An 18,639-nucleotide genomic window follows, 5' to 3' on the forward strand; every position below is an offset into this window, starting at 1 on the left:
TGGTCGCGGTCGCCCTGCCAGCGGCAGGACTGGTTGGGGCAGATGGCCCACTTCCACCCGGGTGTGGTGGGCCGGTCGGGGGCTTTGCGGTGCTGTAGCGGGGTCAAACATTGGGGGCAGTGTTTGGACGTGTTGTGGGCGGGGACGGTGACCACGGCGATACCGTGCTCGGCGGCGAGGTGCCGCATCCGGTCGGTGATCTTTCCGCGGACCTGCTGGGACAGGCGCGTGTTCAGGCTGTGCCCCATGCCCTTGGCTTCCATCGAGCGCAGGTCTTCCAGGTAGATGACGGACGCCCGCGCGGCGATCGCCTGGTCCACCGTCCAGCGGGCGGCAGCCCACGCCAGCGCGTCGTTCAAGTTCGAACGGCGGGCGGAGACGTGGCGGATCTCGCCGGCCAGCACCTCGTGTTTCGCGCTCAGCTGCTCGTCGGGGCGGCCGCCGAGCAGCCGCTGGTAGTGGTCGGCCTTCGCGTGCAGCCGTTCTGACAGGCGCCGGAGGCGGTGCTGCTTGGCCAGGACCCCGGCGGCCCGGAATTGTCCACCAGCCCCCAACGCCGTGATCCGCCCGTCCTTTCCCAGTCGCAGGGCTCCGGCGCTGAGGAGCGTGTTGAGGCCCCAATCCACACCGACCGCCACCGTGTGACCGGTGGCCCGGGCCTTCGGCACGGCATGCGTGTACGCCATGTCGGCACGCACCGTCCCGTCGGTGATGCGCAGGGCCGGCAGGTGCAGCACCGCCGAGGCGGGAACCGTGGACGGCAGCCTGATCGGACACTCGACCCACGTCCAGTCCCGATACGTCCGCGGATCCGGACGTGTGGGCAGTTGCAAGCGCAGCAGTGCTTTCGCCGGGTCGGTGTCGCTGCGCTCGATCGTGGCCTGCTGCCGATCACACGCGGCCAGCAGCAACATCCGCCCGATTCTCGGGACGCCTTCGAGTTCGAACACATCCACCGGCAGCCGACCGTTGACCTTGGCGAACGTGGCGGCCTGCCGGGTGCGGCCCTTGATGACATTGGATGGCAGATACTCGCCGCCGGGGATCGAGGACCGAACCTGATCCCACTCCGCAGGGGTGCGCTGGCGCGGATCAGCCGGCCACGCCGCCAGGACCCCGGCGGTCACGTCAGCGCGCCACTTCACCGACCGTAGCGCACGTCCCGCCTGCTCCTGCGCCATCCGCACGACCCGGTCATTGACCCTCACACCCCCAGGCGGGGCGACCGCCCAACCCAGGCGCCGCAGCGCCATCCACGCGTGCGACGGCAACCGCCGTCCACCCGCATCCACCCCGGCCGCCAGCACCTGCACATCCACGGTGTTCCAGTGCTCGCCGATCAGCGCGGCCACCATGCCCGCCACCAGATCGGCACACCAACCGACCCGCTGCGCCAGCACCGCCTGAGACAACGCCTCGCCGGTCTCCTCGTCCACGCCGGTGCGCAGCAAGGCGCGGGCACACGCGGTGCGGGCGGCCTCACCCTCGGCCAGCCGCAGCTTCCCGCTCACCGACTCAACGCCTCAACACCGATCCACAAAACCGGCCCTACCGCCGACCCACACCACCAGAACCCTCCCCGAGCCAACCCAAACGTGATGCGCCACGGGGTGAACACCGACACGCTTCCCGGCCCTGGAAAGCCGAAAACGTTCCACACAGGCCAATCTATGATCACTGATCATCGATAATCAAATCGGTGAGCCTCGCCTGAGCGGGTGCCGCCCGGGGCGCTCCCCGGCCGGCACGCACCGTCAGGCGGGAGCGGACTCGTCGGTGTGGGCGCGGCGCTGGGCGAAGGCCGCGAACGCGGTCAGCGACTCCGGGTTGGCCAGGGCGCCCTTGGCCGCGGCGTGGTCGACCGGGGTGCCGGTGAGGATCTTCTTGACCGGCACCTCCAGCTTCTTCGCCGAGAGCGTGCGCGGGACCGCCCGGACCTGGTGGATCTCGTCCGGAACGTGCCGGGGCGACAGGGCGCTCCGCAGCTCGCGGCAGATCTTCTTCCGCAGCTCGTCGTCCAGCTCCAGCCCCTGGTCCAGCACCACGAAGAGCAGCAGCTCACCCGCCCCACCCTGGTCGTCCTCGAGGTGAACCACCACCGAGTCGACCACCTCGTCCAGCCCCTCGACCACCGAGTAGAACTCGGCGGTGCCGAGGCGTACGCCGCCCCGGTTCAGGGTGGCGTCCGAGCGCCCGGTGATCACGCAGCCGCCCCGCTCGTTGACGGTGATCCAGTCGCCGTGCCGCCAGACGCCCGGGTAGACCTCGAAGTACGCCTCCCGGTAGCGGGTGCCCTCCGGGTCGTTCCAGAAGCCCACCGGCATGCTCGGCATCGGCGCGGTGATGACCAGCTCGCCCAGCTCCCCGATGACCGGGGTGCCGTCCGCGGAGCGGGCCTCGACCTTCGCGCCGAGCGCCCGGCAGGCGATCTCCCCGGCGTGTACCGGCAGCAGCGGCACGCCCCCGACGAAGCCGGTGCAGACGTCCGTGCCGCCGGACAGCGACTGGAGCTGGAGCCGGTCGCCGACGGTCTCGTACACCCAGGTGAAGCCCTCGGCGGGCAGCGGCGCGCCGGTCGAGCCGAGACCGCGCAGCGCGGCGAGGTCGGCGATTTCCTTCGGGACCAGGCCGGCCTTGCGGCAGGCCAGCAGGAACGGCGCGGAGGTGCCGAAGTAGGTGGTGCCGGTCTGCTCCGCCAGCCGCCAGAGCGCGCCCAGGTCCGGGTGGCCCGGGTTGCCGTCGAACAGCACGATGGTCGCGCCCACCGCCGGACCGGAGACCAGGAAGTTCCACATCATCCAGCCGGTGGTGGTGAACCAGAAGAACCGGTCCGCGGGGCCCAGGTCGTGGTGCAGGGCCAGCATCTTCAGATGCTCCAGCAGGATGCCGCCGTGGCCGTGCACGATCGGCTTCGGCAGGCCGGTGGTGCCGGAGGAGTAGAGCACGTAGAGCGGGTGGTCGAAGGGCACCGGGGTGAACGTCAACGGCTCGTCGGTCTCCGCCGCCAGCTCCGCCCAGGAGATCCCACCCTCAGGTGGCGTGCCGGCCGGGTCGAGGTAGGCGATGCCGACGGTGTGCTCCAGCGACGGCAGCGCGGCCCGGATGGCGGCCACCTCGCCCCGCCGGTCCACCGGCTTGTCGCCGTACCGGTAGCCGTCCACGGCGACCAGGACCTTCGGCTCGATCTGCTGCCACCGGTCGGTGACGCTGCGGGTGCCGAACTCGGGCGCGCAGGAGGAGAAGATCGCGCCCAGGCTGGCGGTGGCGAGCAGCAGCACGAAGGTCTCCGGGATGTTCGGCGCGTACGCCGCCACCCGGTCACCCTGGCCGACGCCGAGCCGGCGCAGCCCGGCCGCCACCCGGCGGACCCGCTCGCGCAGCTCCGCGGCGGTCAGCGTCTCCGGCGCGCGGGTCTGCCCGTGCGCGATCACCACCGGGTCGTCGTCCCCCCGGCCCGGCATCCGCAGCACGTTCTCCGCGTAGTTGAGCGTCACGCCGGGGAACCAGCGGGCGCCCGGCATGGCCGGGCCGGTGAGCGTGGCGGTCGGCGGGGTGTGCGCCACCACCTCGAAGTAGTCCCAGATCGACCGCCAGAAGGCGTCGAGGTCCGTCACCGACCAGCGCCACAGCGCGTCGTAGTCGGCGAACTCCAGCCCCCGGTGCTCGGCCAGCCAGCGCAGGTAGTCGCCGATCCGGGACCGCTCGCGCACGTCAGCCGGCGGCGTCCACAGCACGTCACCCACTGCTCCACCCTCCCTGAGGCCCGTCACGACACTGTGCATGGGCCGTGGCGCCATCTTGCCCTACCCAGCGTCGCCATTCTCCGCACCGGGTGCCGGTCGGGGGGCGTGCCCGCCCCACATCTCCGCCCGTCCAACAGTGTGGCTGGGCGGGGAGGCGTCCCGCCAACGCCGCGCGCGGTGGCGGGATGCCCGGTGCCTCCTCAGCCGGCCCGGTGGGCCTGGATCGCCCGGCGGCGGGCCAGCCGGTGGGCGCGGCGGATCTCCGCCTCCCGGTAGCGGCGCTCGTCCTCCGGGGTCTCCGGCAGCACCGGCCGGACCGGGCGCGGTGCGCCGCCCACGTCCACCCCGACGAAGACCAGGTACGCCGTGGCGACCGGGACCGGCTCGTCCTCGGCCGAGTCCCAGCGCTCGGCGACCACCTTCACCCCGACTTCCATCGAGGTGTGCCCGGTCCAGTTGACCTGGGCGTGCGCGTGCACCAGGTCGCCCACCCGGACCGGCTCCGAGAAGACGATCTCGTCGATCGAGGCGGTGACCGCGGTGCCACCGCTGTGCCGGGCCGCGGCGGCCCCGGCCACGTCGTCGACGAACTTCATCAGTACCCCACCGTGCACGGTCCCGTACAGATTGACATCGACTGCGGTCATGATCCGGCTGAGCGTGACCCGCGAATACGAGGTCGGCTTGCCCACCGGCCCGGTGGAGGGGTGATCTGTCATGCCGGAAACGGTACGGTGCGCGGATGCGACATCTCTGGAGCTTCCTCGCCGGGTTGGTGGTGGCGCCCGTCACCTGGGTGCTCGTCACCCTCGGTCAGGACGGGTCTGCAGGCACCGTGCACCGCTGGGTGGAGATCGGCACCTACAGCACGCCCAACCTGATCGAGCCGGCCGTGTACCTCGGCGTCGCCGGCATCCTGCTCGGCCTGCTCGGCACCCTGCGTTTCTCGCCGCTCGGTCCGCTCGTGGCCGGGCTGCTGCTGGTCATCCCGTACCTCGGGCTGTTCGTCGCGCCATTCACCGTCCGGGACCGGATCCCCGAGGGCTGGAAGATGCTCGGGGACCCGCTGCCACTGCGTCAGCCGGTGGAGAACGGCACACTGTTCCTGATCGGCATGCTGCTGCTGATGGCCGTGCTCAGCGGGCAGCGCTGGCGGCAGTGGCCCGGGCGGCCGGCGGCCGAGGCGGAGCTGACCCCGGCCGACAAGCCGATCGAGCAGACCCAGTCGTTCAGCTGGCCCCCGGCCGACACGACGGACACCGCCCCGCCGACGCTGGGTTACCCCGACGCCACCCCCACCGAGCCCCTGCCCCGCCGCACCGCCGGCGAGTCGCCGTGGTCCGCGCCGCCGCGGGCGACCGGCCGACCGGAGGGCACCACCGAGACCCGTTGAGCACCGCGGGCGGGCCGGGGTCCCGGCCCGCCCGCCCGATCACCGCGGCCGGCCTGGTCAGCCGTTCTCCAGGGTGAGCAGGCCGCGGCGGAAGGCGGCGGCGACGGCAGCGGCTCGGTCGTTGACGCCGAGCTTCGTGTAGATGTGCAGCACGTGGCTCTTCACCGTGGCCTCGCTGATGAACAGGCGCGCGGCGGCTTCGCGGTTGGTGGCGCCCTCGGCGATGAGGCGGAGGACCTCCAACTCCCGGGCGCTCAGCGGGTCGGCGGGCGTGCGGACCTGGCCGAGGAGGCGGGTGGCCACCGACGGGGAGAGCACGGCTTCGCCCCGCGCCGCCGTACGGACGGCACGGACGAGCTCGTCGCGGCCGGTGTCCTTGAGGACGTAGCCGGTGGCCCCGGCCTCGATGGCGGGCACGACGTCCCGGTCGGTGTCGTAGGTGGTGAGGACGAGGACGCGGGCCGCGATGCCGAGCCTGGCGAGTTCCTTGATCGCGGCGACGCCGTCCATCCTGGGCATCCGCAGGTCCATGAGGATCACGTCGGGGTTCAGCGCCCGCGCGAGGGCGACGGCCTCGGCACCGTCTCCGGCCTCGCCGAGCACCTCGAATCCCGGGTCGCCGGCGAACATGCCGCGGATGCCGTCGCGCACGACCGGATGGTCGTCGACGATCAGCAGCCGGATCAGCGGCTCAGCCACGGGCCACCGCCGGAACGCTCGCGGAGATCGCCGTGCCGACGCCGGGTTCCGACTCGATCGCCAGCGTGCCGGCCAGCCGGCTGACCCGCTTGCGCATCGAGGCCAGACCGAAGCCGCCGCCGTCCCGGACCCGCTCGGGATCGAACCCGGCGCCGTCGTCGCGCACGTCCAGGGTGACCACGTCCTCCATGTACGACAGGGTCAGCCCGACCCGGGACGCGCCGGCGTGCTTGGCCGCGTTGGCCAGGGCCTCCTGCGCGGTGCGCAGCAGCGTCTCCTCAACCTCGGGATGCATGGGCCGGACCGTACCAGTGGTGGCGAAATCCACCCGTACGCCGTTGAGCTCGCCCCACCGGGTGACGATGTCGCGCAGCGCCTCGGGCAGCGGCGCCGCCGCCAGCTGGCCCGGTCCGACCGCGTGCACCGAGCGCCGGGCCTCGGCCAGGCTCTCCCGTGCCAGCCGTACCGCGTTGTCCACATGACGCCGCCAGTCCTCGGCCTGCTGCGCCGCCTGGAGCTGGGTGATGATGCCGGTCAGTCCCTGGGCGAGGGTGTCGTGGATCTCCGCCGCCATGCGCTGCCGTTCGTCGAGCACGCCCCCCTCGCGTGCCTGGACCAGCAGTTGGGCGTGCAGTCCCGCGTTCTCCCGCAGCGCCTCCTCGAGCTGCGCCACCATGCGCTTGCGTTCGGCGCTCCGCTCGGCCGTGACCTCGCCGACGAAGCTGAACAGGCCGACCAACGCCACGATGGCGGCGATGAAGAACAGGTAGGTGAGGATTCCGGACGGGGTCGGATCGGGCAGACCGCCACCGTAGGCCGCGACGCTGATCGTCGCCGTGGCGGTCACCCCGACGAACCGCCAATATCCCTTCAGGTACTGCCAGGAGTGGAGGTATCCGACGAAACCGAAGAAGCTCGCAAACCATATCTCTCGTGTGCAGAGCACTCCGATCAGCACCACGAGCCCGGCCACGTAGACCGCGCCGCGCGGCACCAGCCAGATCCAGGCGGCGGCGAACGCGGCCAGGCCGAGCGTCGCCCCCGACCTGCCGGCCGTCAGCAGGGCGAGCACCGTGGAGGTCGCCAGCAGGACGTACGGCGCCGCCGCCAGCTGCCGCTCCAGCAGCCGCTCCCACCGGTCGAGCCGCCTGGTCATCGCTCACTCCCAGCGGAAGTACTTCGCCGCAGCGATGCTGACGACCAGTGCGTACGCGGCCAGCACACCGAGCAGCAGGGGACTGGGAGCGGCGTCCGCCCAGACGTCCCGCAGGCACTGCCGGAATGCGCCCAGCGGGGTGTACTCCCCGATCCGGGCCACGATAGCGGGCATCTGATCCGTGGGCTGCATGAGCCCGGCGAGGTAGGCCATCGGGAAGTACAGCAGGACACCGATCCCGTTGGCCGCCCGGCCGTTCGGCGCCACCGCCGCGATGAGCAGGCCGACCGCGAACATGGCCGCCGTACCGAGCAGGAAGGCCAGCACACCGGGCAGCACCCGGGTGGGCAGGCGGGCGCCCAGGACGGTACCCGCCACCGCCAGCAGCAGGGCGCACGCGGTCAGGGCGAGGACGAACTGCAGGAGCAGCTGCACCACCAGCAGGTTTCCGGGGCGGACCGGCGTGGTGGAGAGCCTGCGCAGGATGCCCCGCTCGCGATAGGTCGCCATGGTGGTCGGCAGCAGGTACAGACCCACGAGCCCGACGGCGATCGCCAGCGCCATCGGCAGGAGCACGGTGTCACCCCGCTCGATGGAGCTGCCGAAGACCACCAGGATGAAGAGCGGGATGAGCAGCGCGAACATCGCCCCAGGTTCCCTGGTCAGCAGCTTCAGTTCGACGATGGCGAGCCTGGTCATGGTCTTCCTCCGTCAGTGGGTGGCGTCGAACGAGCGGCCGGTCAGGGCGACAAACGCGTCGTCGAGGGTGCGCTTGTCGATGCGCAGATCGCTGACCAGGACGTGGTGGCGGGCGAGTTGGGCGGTGACCGCCGTGGCGAAGTCACCCCTGCCGGTCACGACCACCCGGTTTCCCGCCCGGGTCACGCCGGTCACCCCGGGCAGCCCGCCCAGCTCGACCATGTCCCCAGCCATCACCGTGAACCGCATCTGGTGCTCGGCATCGATCCCGTCGACCAAGCCGGACGGGGTGTCCATCGCGACGATCCTGCCGCCGTCGAAGACGGCGACGCGGTCGCAGAGCTCCTCCACCTCGTCCATGAAGTGGCTGACCAGCACCACCGTCACGCCGCTCGCCCGGACCCGCTTGATCAGCTCCCAGGTGGTGCGGCGCGCCTGCGGGTCCAGCCCCGTGGTCAACTCATCGAGAAACGCCACCTGCGGATTGCCCACCAGCGCCAGCGCAATGAACAGCCGTTGTTTCTGGCCACCGGACAGCTTCCCGAAGCGGGCGTTGCGCTTCTCCGTCAGCGCCCACTTCTCCAGCAGCTCACGCCAGTCCCGGGGTTTGGCATAGAAGGAGGCGTACAGGTCGAGCACCTCCCACACCAGGATGTTCTCCGGCAACTGCGTGTGCTGGAGCTGCACCCCGATCTGTTCGCGTACCTTGCGCCCGTCCTTCGCCGGGTCGAGGCCGAGCACCCTGATCGACCCGCCGTCGGGCCGCCTCAGCCCCTCCACGCACTCCACGGTGGTGGTCTTGCCGGCGCCGTTCGGCCCGAGGATGCCGAAGATCTCGCCCTCCTCCACCGAGAACGACACCCCGTCCAGAACGGTCAGGTCCGCGTACCCCTTGCGGAGGTCGTTGACTTCGATGACTGCCATGGCTCAAGCATCTTTTGCCTGTCTCCGGGGCGAATCGATCTGCCAGCCATGCTCAGCCGGGGATCCTGCTGACCAGAAAATCCACCGACTGGTTGATGCGCGGCCTGAACTGTGGCGCCGCAGTGACCTCCTCGAAGACAGCGAACCCCGCCTCCCGCGAACGGGAGACGGGGTTTCCGCAGGTCAACGCCTACTTCATCAGCTGGCGGGCCATGACGATGCGCTGCACCTGGTTGGTGCCCTCGTAGATCTGGGTGATCTTGGCATCCCGCATCATCCGCTCGACGGGGTAGTCGCGGGTGTAGCCGTACCCGCCGAGCAACTGCACGGCGTCGGTGGTGATCTCCATGGCGGCGTCGGAGGCGAAGCACTTCGCGGCGGCGCCGAAGTAGGTGAGGTCCGCGTCGCCCCGCTCGGACTTGCCGGCGGCGGCGTAGGTGAGCTGCCGGGCGGCCTCCAGCTTCATGCCCATGTCGGCGAGCATGAACTGGATGCCCTGGAAGTCGGCGACGGGCTTGCCGAACTGCTTGCGCTCCTGGGCGTACCCCTTGGCGTAGTCCAGCGCGCCCTGGGCGATGCCGACCGCCTGAGCGGCGATGGTGACCCGGGTGTGGTCCAGGGTCCGCATGGCGGTGGCGAAGCCGGTGCCCTCCGCGCCGATCATGCGGTCCGCCGGGATCCGCACGCTGTCGAAGTAGACCTCACGGGTGGGCGAGCCCTTGATGCCGAGCTTCTTCTCCGGCGCGCCGAAGCTGACCCCGGGGTCGGACTTCTCCACCACGAAGGCGGAGATGCCCTTCGACCGGGCTGTGGGATCCGTCACAGCGAAGACGGTGTAGTACTCGGAGACCCCGGCGTTGGTGATCCACCGCTTCACGCCGTTGAGCACCCAGTGGTCGCCGTCCCGGACCGCCTTGGTGGTCATCGAGGCGGCGTCGCTGCCCGCCTCCGGCTCGGAGAGGCAGTACGAGAACATCACGTCGCCGGCCGCGACCGGGGTCAGGTACTTCCGCTTGAGCTCCTCGGAGCCGGCCAGGATCAGCGGCATGGTGCCCAGCTTGTTCACCGCCGGGATCAGCGAGGACGCGGCGCAGGCACGGGCCACCTCCTCGATCACGATGGCCGTGGCCAGCGCGTCCGCGCCGGCACCGCCGTACTCGACGGGGATGTGCGGGGCGTGGAAGTCGGCCGCCCGCAGCGCGTCGTACGACGCCTTGGGGAACTCACCCGTCTCATCCGCCTCGGCGGCCTGCGGGGCCACCTTCGCCGCACAGACCTCCCGCACCGCCTCCCGGATCGCCTCGTGCTCCTCCGGCAATCGGTAGACGTCGAACGACTGCTCCGCGGCCATGTGGCCCCTCCCCTTCACCGCTAAGATGCGCAAGCCGAGCGCTTTGAGTGCCGCCGACCGCACAGAGTGAAGGATAGCGACCGAGGATTCGGGGCTCCTTACCGACGCGTAGGCTCGTGCATGATGGGCGTCGAAGCCGAGCGATGACCACAGCACCACAGGAAGTCCCCCCACCGGCGCCCGGCCAGGCGCCGCAGCAGAATGCGACGCAAGGAAGCGCCGCCAGTGCGAGCGGAGAGACAGGCGTGACGATCCCCTACCCGAACACCCAGCCGGTGCCGGCCATCGCCGCGGTGACCCCGCCCTCGGGTGCCGCTCGACCCCGGGTGACCTTCCTCGGCACCGGCTACCTCGGTGCGACGTACGCCATCTGTTACGCCGAGCTCGGCTACGAGGTGCTCGGCTTCGACGTCGACGCCGACAAGATCGCCAAGCTGAACGCCGGCGAGGTCCCGATCCACGAGCCCGGCCTGGACGAGCTGCTCCGGCGCAACCTGGCCGCCGGCCGGCTCCGGTTCAGCACCGACATCCAGGAGACCGCCGACTTCGGCGACGTGCACTTCATCTGCGTGGGCACCCCGCAGCGGGCAGACGGCATGGGCGCCGACCTGTCGTACGTCGAGGCCTCGGTGACCAGCCTCGCCCAGCACCTGACCCGCAAGGCGCTGATCGTCGGCAAGTCCACCGTCCCGGTGGGCACCGCCGAGTGGGTGGAGCAGCTGGTCGGCAAGCACACCCCGGCCGACCTGGGCGTCGAGGTGGCGTGGAGCCCCGAGTTCCTCCAGGAGGGCTTCGCCGTCGACGACGTGCTGCGGCCCAACCGGATCGTGGTCGGCGTCAAGAGCGAGTGGGCCAACGGGATGCTCTACGCCGCCCACAAGGGCGTCTTCGACCTGGCCGCCACCGAGGACCGCGAGGTGCCGCTGGTGGTCACCGACTTCGCCACCGCCGAGCTGGTCAAGGTCGCCGCGAACGCCTTCCTCGCCACCAAGATCTCCTTCATCAACGCGATGGCCGAGGTCTGCGAGGCCGCCGGCGGCGACGTCACCCAGCTGGCCCGCTCGATCGGGTACGACCCCCGCATCGGCAACCGGTTCCTCCAGGCCGGGCTCGGCTTCGGCGGCGCCTGCCTGCCCAAGGACATCCGGGCCTTCCAGGCCCGCGCCCAGGAGCTCGGCGCCGGCGAGGCGCTGCGCTTCCTGCACGAGGTAGACCTGATCAACCTGCGCCGGCGGACCCGGGTGGTGCAGCTCGCCGCCGAGCTGCTCGGCCGCCGGTCGGGCCCGGCCGGCCCGGACCTCTCCGGCACCCGGATCGCGGTGCTCGGCGCCACCTTCAAGCCGAACACCGACGACGTCCGGGACGCCCCGGCGCTGGCGGTCGCCTCGCTGCTCGGCAAGGCCGGCGCCGACGTGCACGTGTTCGACCCGCAGGGCATCGAGAACGCGCGCCGGGCGGTACCCGAGCTGACCTACGAGACGAGCATGACCGAGGCCGTGCGCGACGCCGACCTGGTCTGCGTGCTCACCGAATGGGCCGAGTTCCGCAACGCCGACCCGGTCGCCCTGGGTGAGCTGGTCAACGGCCGCAAGGTGGTCGACGGTCGCAACTGCCTCGACTCCACACTGTGGACGCAGGCGGGCTGGGAGTACCGCGGCATGGGTCGACCCTGACCCACGGACCGTTCCGGCTCGGCGCGGCCACGCCCCGACCCGGAACGGTCGACCGGTACCCCTCCCGGCTCCGCACGTGCGCCGCCGGGCCGCGACCCGGCAGGGTCGACCGGCCCGGCGGTCTTTTGTTGCGCCGAACGCGCCGGCAACGGTCGAAATCCGCGCCCGGTCAAGGCATGCTGCGACAGTGGAGGTCCACAGTGCGGGCCGGCCGGACGGAGGGGTGTCGTGCAGTCCTTCAGGTGCGCCTCGTGCGGACGGGAGATCAAGCCGGCCGTGGTCTGCCCGCACTGCGGCGCGGACCAGCCACAGTGGGCCGAACACCTGGCCGACATCGAACGCTCGATCGCGGAGATGAAGGCCCGCGACGCCGAGATCGCCCGCGAACAGCGGCAGATCGCCGCCAAGCTGCAGGCCGCCCTCTTCCAACGGGACATCCTCGCCCACGCCGGCGAGGAACGGGTCCGGCAGTCCACCCGGCCCCGCCGGGTGCTGCGCCGCCGGCCCGGCCGCCGCCCGCCCACCGCCACCACGGGCGCCCCGCCCCGGGTGCCCCGCCAGGGCACCCCGCCGCCCGGCCCGGACGACCTCCCGCCCCGCGCCAGACCGCACTGGCTCGACGCGGACAACCCCGAGCATCCGCCGGAGGCGTCCTCCCGGGAGGTGCAGAACATCCCCCTCGGGCTCGGCGCGCTGCTCCTCGGCGTCGCCGCGGTGGTCTTCGCCGCGGTCGCCACCAGCTCGCTGGACGCGCTGGCCCGGCTCGGCGTGCTGCTGGTGGCGACCGTGCTGATGCTGCTCGCCCCGCCGGTGCTGGCCCGCCGAGGGCTCACCTCCACCGCCGAGACGATCGCCTCGGTCGGCCTGCTGCTGCTGCCGCTGGCCGGGTACGCACTCTGGGCCGTCGACCGGATCGGCGGCACCTCCGGCTCGACCTTCGCCGGGTCGATCTTCCTGGTCACCACCCTCATCGCGTTCGGGTACGCGCACTGGACCGGCCTGCGCGCGCCCCGCTTCGCCACCGTCCTGGCCGCCCAACCGGTGCTGCCGCTGCTGGCATACGAGCGGATCACCGGGCCGGCCGGCTGGGCCCTGGTGCTGGCCGTGGTGGCCGTCGTCGACCTCGCGCTGGCCCGCTCGGCGGTGGTCCTCGAACGGCCGGTCCGGCGGGACCTGCCCACCCCGGCGCCGACGCCCACCCCGCCCCGGCAGCGCAGTGCCGACGACCGCCCGGAGACGGACCCGGAGGAGTCGGCCGAGGTGCTCGGCGCGGAGCCGGCCGACGAGGGCGCCGCCACGCCGGCCCGCCCGGTGCCCTGGCTGCGGGAGCTGACCTGGCTGCTGCACGGCGGGACGGTCGCCGTCGCCTTGGCGTACGCGGTCACCGCGCTGCTGCGGGCCGCCACCGTACCGGTGGCCGCCGGCGCGGGCGCCGTGCTGCTGTTCGCCGCGCTGGTCGGGCTGGCCGGGACGCTCGTGCTGCGCCGGCCGCCGTTGCCGGACCTGGGCGCGGGCATCGTCACCCTCGCGGTGATCGGCGCACTGGGTCGGGTCGCCTCGGTCGCCTACCCCGGCCGGTCGCTGCTGCTCATCGCCGCGGTGATCGCGCTGACCGGGTTCGCCGTCCGCGGCGTACCGGAACAGGCCCGGCGCGGCCCGCAGCTCGCCTCGGCGGTGGCGCTGACCGTCAGCGGCCTGGTGGTGGCCGGGGGCGCGCTACGCGCCGGGCTGGCGCCGGTACGCGCGGCGCTGCCCGCCTGGTCGGCGGACCTGAGCCAGTGGCACGCCGAACTGGCGGCGGCGGTCGGGCCGACCGGCTGGCAGCTCGCCGCGAGCGCCCTGCTGCTCACGGTCGCCGCGGTGGTCGCCCTGCCGCCGGAGATCCGGCGTGACTTCGCGGTGGTCGGGGCGGCGCTGACCGCCCTCGCCGTACCCGCCTCCCTCGGGCTGGGCTGGGCGGCCGCCTGCTGGCCGATGGTGCTGACCGCGGTGGGCATCGGCGTCCTGGGGCTGGCCGCCGGCTCCGAGCGCTCGGCCGTGGTGCACGCCGTCACCGCCGCCGCGCTGGGCGTGATCGGCGCCGGTGCCGCGCTCGCCCGGCCGGCGCTCACCGCCGCCGCGCTGACCACCCTCTGCCTGGCCGGCGCGCTGGTGTCGCTGGCTCCCCGGGTCCGGATCGCCGCTGCCGCGGCGGACACGGTCTGCGGCTGGGCGGCCGGCGGGGCGGCGTTCGCGCTGCCGGGGGCGGTGGCCGCGTTCGTCGCCGCCACCGTGCCGGCCGGCCCGGCGCCCACCCCGGCGAGCCTGCGCGAGGTGACCGTCCCGATCCTGGCGGCGAGTTTCCTCGGCGTCTGTGTCAGCCTCGGCTACGCCGCCCTCGTCCAGGTCGCGCAGCGGCACCTGAGTGCGCCGCACGCGATCGGCACCGTGCTGGGCGCGGTGGCGGTCGCCGCCGCCGGGTTCGGGGCACCCGGCGCCACCACCGCCGACGCCTGGGTCGGCGGGCTCCTGCTGCTCGCCGCCGCGCTGCTGGCACTGGCCCCCCGGATCGACGCCGGCCGCCGCTCCGACCTGACCCTGGACGGGTCGGACCTGGCCCTGGCGGCCACCACGGCGGCGCTGATCGCCACCCTGGTCCGGATCGCCGCCGTGCTCGCGCCCGGCGGTCAGCTGGTGGTGGCGGCCGGGCTGGTGCTGGTGGTCGCCGTCGCCGCCCGGGCCATGCCCGAGGAGTGGCGGCGCGGGCCGATCCTCGGCATCGCGGTCGGCGGCACGCTGATTGGTCTGATCGCCGGCTGGAGCGCGCTGCGCGGCGGGGTCGGGGTGCTGGCCACGCCCGGCCCGATCTGGTCCGGCGACCTGAGCGGCTGGCCGGCCGCGCCGACGGGCGGGTCGGCCGGCCAGGCGCCCGTCGCGCTGGCCCTGCTGGCGGTCGCCGCCGGCATCCTGCTGCCGCCGCCCTGGAAGTACGACGTCGCCGGGGCGGCCGTCGTGCTCGCCACCATCGGTGCCCCGGCCGCGTTCAACCTGCCCTGGTGGTCGCCGGTGCTGGTCGGCGCCATGGTCGCGACGGTCTTCGGGATGGCGGCGGTCGCCTCGCTGGACCCCCGGGCCGCGCTGTCCCGGGCCACCGCAGCGGGGGTGGTCGCCCTGCACGCCGCCGGCGCCGGCCTGGTCCGCCCGTGGACCACCGCGCTGGCACTCGGCAGCATCGTGCTGATCGGCGTGGTGGTGGCCATCCTGGCCCGGGTGCTCGCGCCGTCGCTCGTCGAGGACGTCCGCACCGAGGGGATGCCGCCGCACCTGGTGCAGGTGGGCGGCGCGGCGGCGGGTGCCGCCATGCTCGCCCTGCCCGGGGCGGTGGCCGCCCTGGCCGCCGAGTTCGGCCGCCCCCCGCAGGTGGTGCTCACCGCCGCGCTGGCCGCGTCCAGCATCGGCCTGGCCGCCGTGGCGGCGGCCCGCCGGCAGATCCCGCAGTACCTGCCGTACGTGAGCGTGGCGGTGGTGGGCGCTGCGACGATCAGCGCGGTGGCCGCCGTGATCACCCGCCTGCCCTCCGGCGTGTACGCCGCCGCGGCGGCGCTGCTCGGCGTGCTCGCCGAACTGGTCCGCGCCGCCACCACCCCGCCGGTCGGGTCGGCCCGGCCGGTACGCCGCTGGTCGGTACTGCTGGACGGGGCGATGCGCCGGCTGCCCGACGACGGCACCGAGCTGCGCTGGCGGGTGAGCCCGGCCGCCGGGGCCCTCGCGGCGGCGGTGCCGCCCACCGCGCTGGCCCTGGTGACCCTGGCGCCGCCGCTGCTGGTGGCCCTGGTCGAGCCGTTCCGGGTGCTGCCACGGATCTGGCAGGGGGCGCCGCCCGAACTGCTCACCCCGCCCGCGTCGGCGGTGGACCCGAGGCACGTGCTGACCGCCCTGCTGCTCACCGCGACGGCGGCGCTGGCCGCCACCGGGTTCAGCGGCGGCCGACGCTCCCGGGCCGTGCCGGTGGTGCTGCCCGGCGCGGCGGTCACCCTGCTGATCACGCCGGTGGCGCTCGGCCAGGGCTGGCCGCAGACCGCGCTGGCCGGGTTGGCGGTCTTCACCATCGCCATGCTCGGCCTGGCGCTGACCCCACCCCCGCCGCTGGTCGAGCCGGCCCGCTCGCTGCGGATCGCCCGGGTGCTGGTGTTCGCGATCGGCCTGGCCGCCGGGGGCGCCGGGCTGGCCGGCAGCCTCGCCACCCGGGAGCTGACCCTCTTCACGCTGGGCGGGGCGGTCGGCGTGGGCGTGGTCGCCGCGCTCTTCGGCACCACCCAGCGGGCCCGCATCCTCGGCTGGCTGTTCGCCTCACTGATGGCCGAGCTGTTCGTGCTCACCCTCGGCCTGGTCGCCGGGCTCGCGGCGGTCTGGTCGGCGTTCGGGGTGCTGGCGGTCGGGGCGGCGCTCCAGGTCTTCGCCGCCACCCTGCCCCGGCTGCGCCGTCCCGAGGCGTACCGGGAGTCGGCCACGGTGGAGTGGAGCGGGTACGCGGCCGCACTCATCGCGCTGGCGCTGGCGTACGACTCGCCCCGGCACATCGCCGCGCTGCTGGCCGCTTGGGGTGCCGTCCTCGGGGTGGCGGCCGGACGTCCGGGCCGCCGGCCGGTGGAGCGGCGGATCCTGTTCTGGTCGGTGGTCGCCTGCGAGATCACCGCCTGGTGGATCCTCATGCGGGTGGCCGACGTGGCGCTGCCCGAGGCGTACACCCTGCCGTTCGCCCTGCTCGCCCTGCTGGTCGGGGTGCTGGAACTGCGCCACCGGCCCGACCTGTCGAGCTGGGTGGCGTACGGGCCGGCGCTGGTCGCCGCGTTCCTGCCGACCCTGGCGATCGTGCTGGCCACCGACACCAGCATGCTGCGGCAGGTCCTGCTGCTGCTCGGCGCCGTGGCGGTGCTGATCTTCGGGTCGACCAGCCGGCAGCAGGCGCCGGTGATCGTGGGTGCCACGGTGACCGCGGTGACCGCGGTGCACGCGTTGATCAGTCTCGGCCCTTGGCTGGTGCTGATCCCGGTCGGCATCCTCCTGCTGGTGCTCGGCGCGAGCAACGAGCGCCGCCGCCGGGCCCAGGAGCGGCTGCAGACCGCCCTGCGCGGCATGCGATGAATCGGAGGGGCTGGCATCGGGGGCAGGCTCAGCGCGCCGGGCCCACGCGGGCCTGGTGCGGGAGGCCCGGCACCGCCGATCAGGCGAGCGTGGCGCGGAGGTTCGCCTCTTTCTCGGCGACCAACTCCTCCAGGCTCGCCTGGTACGCGGCCATCCGCTCGCGCAGCACCGGGTCCGACGCGGCCAGGATCCGCACGGCGAGCAACCCGGCGTTTCGCGCGTTGCCGATCGACACCGTGGCGACCGGCACGCCGGCCGGCATCTGCACGATGGACAGCAACGAGTCCATCCCGTCGAGGTACTTGAGGGGCACCGGCACGCCGATCACCGGCAGCGGCGTGACCGAGGCGACCATGCCGGGCAGGTGAGCCGCCCCGCCGGCCCCGGCGATGATCACCTTGAGCCCCCGGTCGGCGGCGGTCCGGCCGTACTCGATCATCTTGGCCGGGGTGCGGTGCGCCGACACCACGCCGACCTCGTACGGCACCTCGAACTCGGCGAGCGCCTCGGCGGCGGCCTCCATGGTCGGCCAGTCCGAGTCGCTGCCCATGATCAGCCCGACGGTGCTCACTGTTTCCCCTCCCGCAGCCAGCGGGCGGCTCGCGCGGCCCGGGCTCGTACGTCGTCCAGGTCGTTCCCCAGCACGGTGACGTGCCCGATCTTGCGGCCGGGCCGGACCTGCTTGCCGTACAGGTGGACCTTGGCCCCGGGCTCGGCGGCGAAGAGGTGGTGCAGCCGCTCGTCGATGGGCATCCCGCCCGGCTCGCCGCCGAGCACATTCGCCATCACCACAACCGGCGCGGTGAGCGAGGTGTCCCCCATCGGGTAGTCGAGCACGGCACGCAGGTGCTGCTCGAACTGGGAGGTCCGGGCCCCCTCGATGGTCCAGTGCCCGGAGTTGTGCGGGCGCATGGCCAGCTCGTTCACCACCAGGCCGGCGGGCGTCTCGAACAGCTCCACGGCGAGCAGGCCGACCACGCCGAGCGCGGTGGCCAGGTCGATGGCCAGCTGCTGGGCGGCGACCGCCAACTCCTCGGGCAGGTCGGGCGCCGGGGCGAGCACCTCGACGCAGATCCCGTCCCGCTGCACGGTCTCCACCACGGGGTAGACGGCGACCTGCCCGAACGGCGAACGGGCCACCTGCACCGCCAACTCCCGGCGCAGCGCGACCCGCTCCTCCACGATCAGCCGGGTGCCCCCGGCGAGCAGGGTCGCGGGCAGCTCGGCGGCCTGGGCGGCATCGTCCACCAGCCAGACGCCCCGGCCGTCGTAACCGCCGCGGGCCGCCTTCAGCACCACCGGCCAGCCGGTGGCCGCACCGAAGGCGATCAGATCGGCGGGCTCCTCGACCGGGCGCCAGGCCGGGTTCGGCGCGCCCAGCTCGCCGAGCCGCTCGCGCATCACCCGTTTGTCCTGCGCGTGCACCAGCGCCTCGGCCGGCGGGAAGAGCTTCACCCCCTCCTCGGCGAGGGTGCGGATGTGCCCGGTGGGCACGTGCTCGTGGTCGAAGGTGACCACGTCGCAACTCTTGGCGAACGTCCGCAGGGCGGCGAGGTCGGTGTGGTCGCCGTACTGGACGTCGGCCGCGACCAGGGCCGCGCCGTCGTCCGGGGCGAGGGCCAGCACGTGCAGCGACTGGCCGAGGGCGATGGCGGCCTGGTGGGTCATCCGGGCCAGCTGGCCACCGCCCACCATGCCGACGACAGGCAGTCCGGTACGGGAATCCATAGCGCCGCCAGCCTATCCGGGCGGACACCCGACCCACCCCGGAGGGCGGCCCATGCCGCCTCATCGACGCGGTGGTGTCCGCTTGATCCCGGACACCACCCCATCGTCACGTTGGAGTCGACGGGCTCAACGCCCCGCTGGCCGGCCGA

General features: G+C 73.3%; 13 protein-coding genes. 3 read left to right on the forward strand and 10 right to left on the reverse strand.

Annotated features, from left to right (window positions below):
• The 3 genes from ABZ783_RS32500 to ABZ783_RS32510 form a co-directional block, all read right to left on the reverse strand.
• Nucleotides 1-1,511, reverse strand: a 1,511-nt coding sequence (locus ABZ783_RS32500) for a zinc ribbon domain-containing protein (RefSeq protein ID WP_357445268.1), incomplete at its 3' end; no start/stop codon positions are given.
• Between the two features lie 243 nt (nt 1,512-1,754).
• Nucleotides 1,755-3,743 (reverse strand): acetoacetate--CoA ligase, encoded by a 1,989-nt coding sequence (locus tag ABZ783_RS32505; RefSeq protein WP_357445271.1) that lies wholly within the window; start codon nt 3,741-3,743, stop codon nt 1,755-1,757.
• Between the two features lie 200 nt (nt 3,744-3,943).
• A complete protein-coding gene (locus tag ABZ783_RS32510) occupies nt 3,944-4,462 on the reverse strand; it encodes an acyl-CoA thioesterase (RefSeq protein ID WP_073832844.1) in 519 nt (172 codons plus the stop codon).
• A 23-nt stretch (nt 4,463-4,485) separates the two neighbouring features.
• On the opposite strand from ABZ783_RS32510, the gene ABZ783_RS32515 reads away from it, so the two are divergent.
• Nucleotides 4,486-5,136 carry a hypothetical protein gene (locus ABZ783_RS32515; protein ID WP_357445274.1) on the forward strand — a complete coding sequence of 217 codons (651 nt, stop codon included), beginning with the start codon at nt 4,486-4,488 and terminating at the stop codon, nt 5,134-5,136.
• A 57-nt stretch (nt 5,137-5,193) separates the two neighbouring features.
• Here ABZ783_RS32515 and ABZ783_RS32520 read toward each other — a convergent pair whose 3' ends face one another.
• The 5 genes from ABZ783_RS32520 to ABZ783_RS32540 form a co-directional block, all read right to left on the reverse strand.
• Complete coding sequence (locus tag ABZ783_RS32520) at nt 5,194-5,835, reverse strand: response regulator transcription factor (RefSeq protein WP_357445277.1); 642 nt, start codon at nt 5,833-5,835, stop codon at nt 5,194-5,196.
• Complete coding sequence (locus ABZ783_RS32525; RefSeq protein WP_357445280.1) at nt 5,828-6,991, reverse strand: sensor histidine kinase; 1,164 nt, start codon at nt 6,989-6,991, stop codon at nt 5,828-5,830. Before ABZ783_RS32525 ends, ABZ783_RS32520 begins: the two co-directional genes overlap by 8 nt.
• Before the next feature lie 3 nt (nt 6,992-6,994).
• On the reverse strand, nt 6,995-7,690 hold the full coding sequence (locus ABZ783_RS32530; protein ID WP_357445283.1) for an ABC transporter permease: 696 nt from the start codon (nt 7,688-7,690) through the stop codon (nt 6,995-6,997).
• 12 nt (nt 7,691-7,702) lie between these two features.
• Nucleotides 7,703-8,614 carry an ABC transporter ATP-binding protein gene (locus ABZ783_RS32535; RefSeq protein ID WP_357445286.1) on the reverse strand — a complete coding sequence of 304 codons (912 nt, stop codon included), beginning with the start codon at nt 8,612-8,614 and terminating at the stop codon, nt 7,703-7,705.
• 190 nt (nt 8,615-8,804) lie between these two features.
• Nucleotides 8,805-9,965, reverse strand: coding sequence for an acyl-CoA dehydrogenase family protein (locus tag ABZ783_RS32540; protein WP_357445289.1), 1,161 nt, complete (start codon nt 9,963-9,965; stop codon nt 8,805-8,807).
• Nucleotides 9,966-10,210: 245 nt separating this feature from the next.
• Between ABZ783_RS32540 and ABZ783_RS32545 the strand changes: the two genes are divergently transcribed.
• Together ABZ783_RS32545 and ABZ783_RS32550 are read left to right on the forward strand one after the other, a co-directional pair.
• The gene (locus ABZ783_RS32545; protein WP_357445292.1) at nt 10,211-11,638 is read left to right on the forward strand and encodes a UDP-glucose/GDP-mannose dehydrogenase family protein; all 1,428 of its coding nucleotides are present in this window, start codon (nt 10,211-10,213) and stop codon (nt 11,636-11,638) included.
• 228 nt (nt 11,639-11,866) lie between these two features.
• Nucleotides 11,867-16,762: a permease gene (locus ABZ783_RS32550; RefSeq protein ID WP_357445295.1), complete on the forward strand. Its 4,896-nt coding sequence runs from the start codon at nt 11,867-11,869 to the stop codon at nt 16,760-16,762.
• Nucleotides 16,763-16,841: 79 nt separating this feature from the next.
• Here ABZ783_RS32550 and purE read toward each other — a convergent pair whose 3' ends face one another.
• Together purE and ABZ783_RS32560 are read right to left on the reverse strand one after the other, a co-directional pair.
• Nucleotides 16,842-17,333: a 5-(carboxyamino)imidazole ribonucleotide mutase gene (gene purE, locus ABZ783_RS32555; RefSeq protein WP_357445298.1), complete on the reverse strand. Its 492-nt coding sequence runs from the start codon at nt 17,331-17,333 to the stop codon at nt 16,842-16,844.
• Nucleotides 17,330-18,490 carry a 5-(carboxyamino)imidazole ribonucleotide synthase gene (locus tag ABZ783_RS32560; protein ID WP_357445301.1) on the reverse strand — a complete coding sequence of 387 codons (1,161 nt, stop codon included), beginning with the start codon at nt 18,488-18,490 and terminating at the stop codon, nt 17,330-17,332. Before ABZ783_RS32560 ends, purE begins: the two co-directional genes overlap by 4 nt.
• Nucleotides 18,491-18,639 lie beyond the last annotated feature (149 nt).

This window comes from Micromonospora sp. NPDC047738, assembly GCF_040642675.1.
GTDB lineage: Bacteria > Actinomycetota > Actinomycetes > Mycobacteriales > Micromonosporaceae > Micromonospora.

Excerpts from the sequence above, each read along its gene's own strand:
- ABZ783_RS32510 (WP_073832844.1), bottom strand. The coding sequence starts at position 4,462 with ATGACAGATCACCCCTCCACCGGGCCGGTGGGCAAGCCGACCTCGTAT.
- ABZ783_RS32515 (WP_357445274.1), top strand. The coding sequence starts at position 4,486 with ATGCGACATCTCTGGAGCTTCCTCGCCGGGTTGGTGGTGGCGCCCGTC.
- ABZ783_RS32525 (WP_357445280.1), bottom strand. The coding sequence starts at position 6,991 with ATGACCAGGCGGCTCGACCGGTGGGAGCGGCTGCTGGAGCGGCAGCTG.
- ABZ783_RS32530 (WP_357445283.1), bottom strand. The coding sequence starts at position 7,690 with ATGACCAGGCTCGCCATCGTCGAACTGAAGCTGCTGACCAGGGAACCT.
- ABZ783_RS32535 (WP_357445286.1), bottom strand. The coding sequence starts at position 8,614 with ATGGCAGTCATCGAAGTCAACGACCTCCGCAAGGGGTACGCGGACCTG.
- ABZ783_RS32540 (WP_357445289.1), bottom strand. The coding sequence starts at position 9,965 with ATGGCCGCGGAGCAGTCGTTCGACGTCTACCGATTGCCGGAGGAGCAC.
- ABZ783_RS32560 (WP_357445301.1), bottom strand. The coding sequence starts at position 18,490 with ATGGATTCCCGTACCGGACTGCCTGTCGTCGGCATGGTGGGCGGTGGC.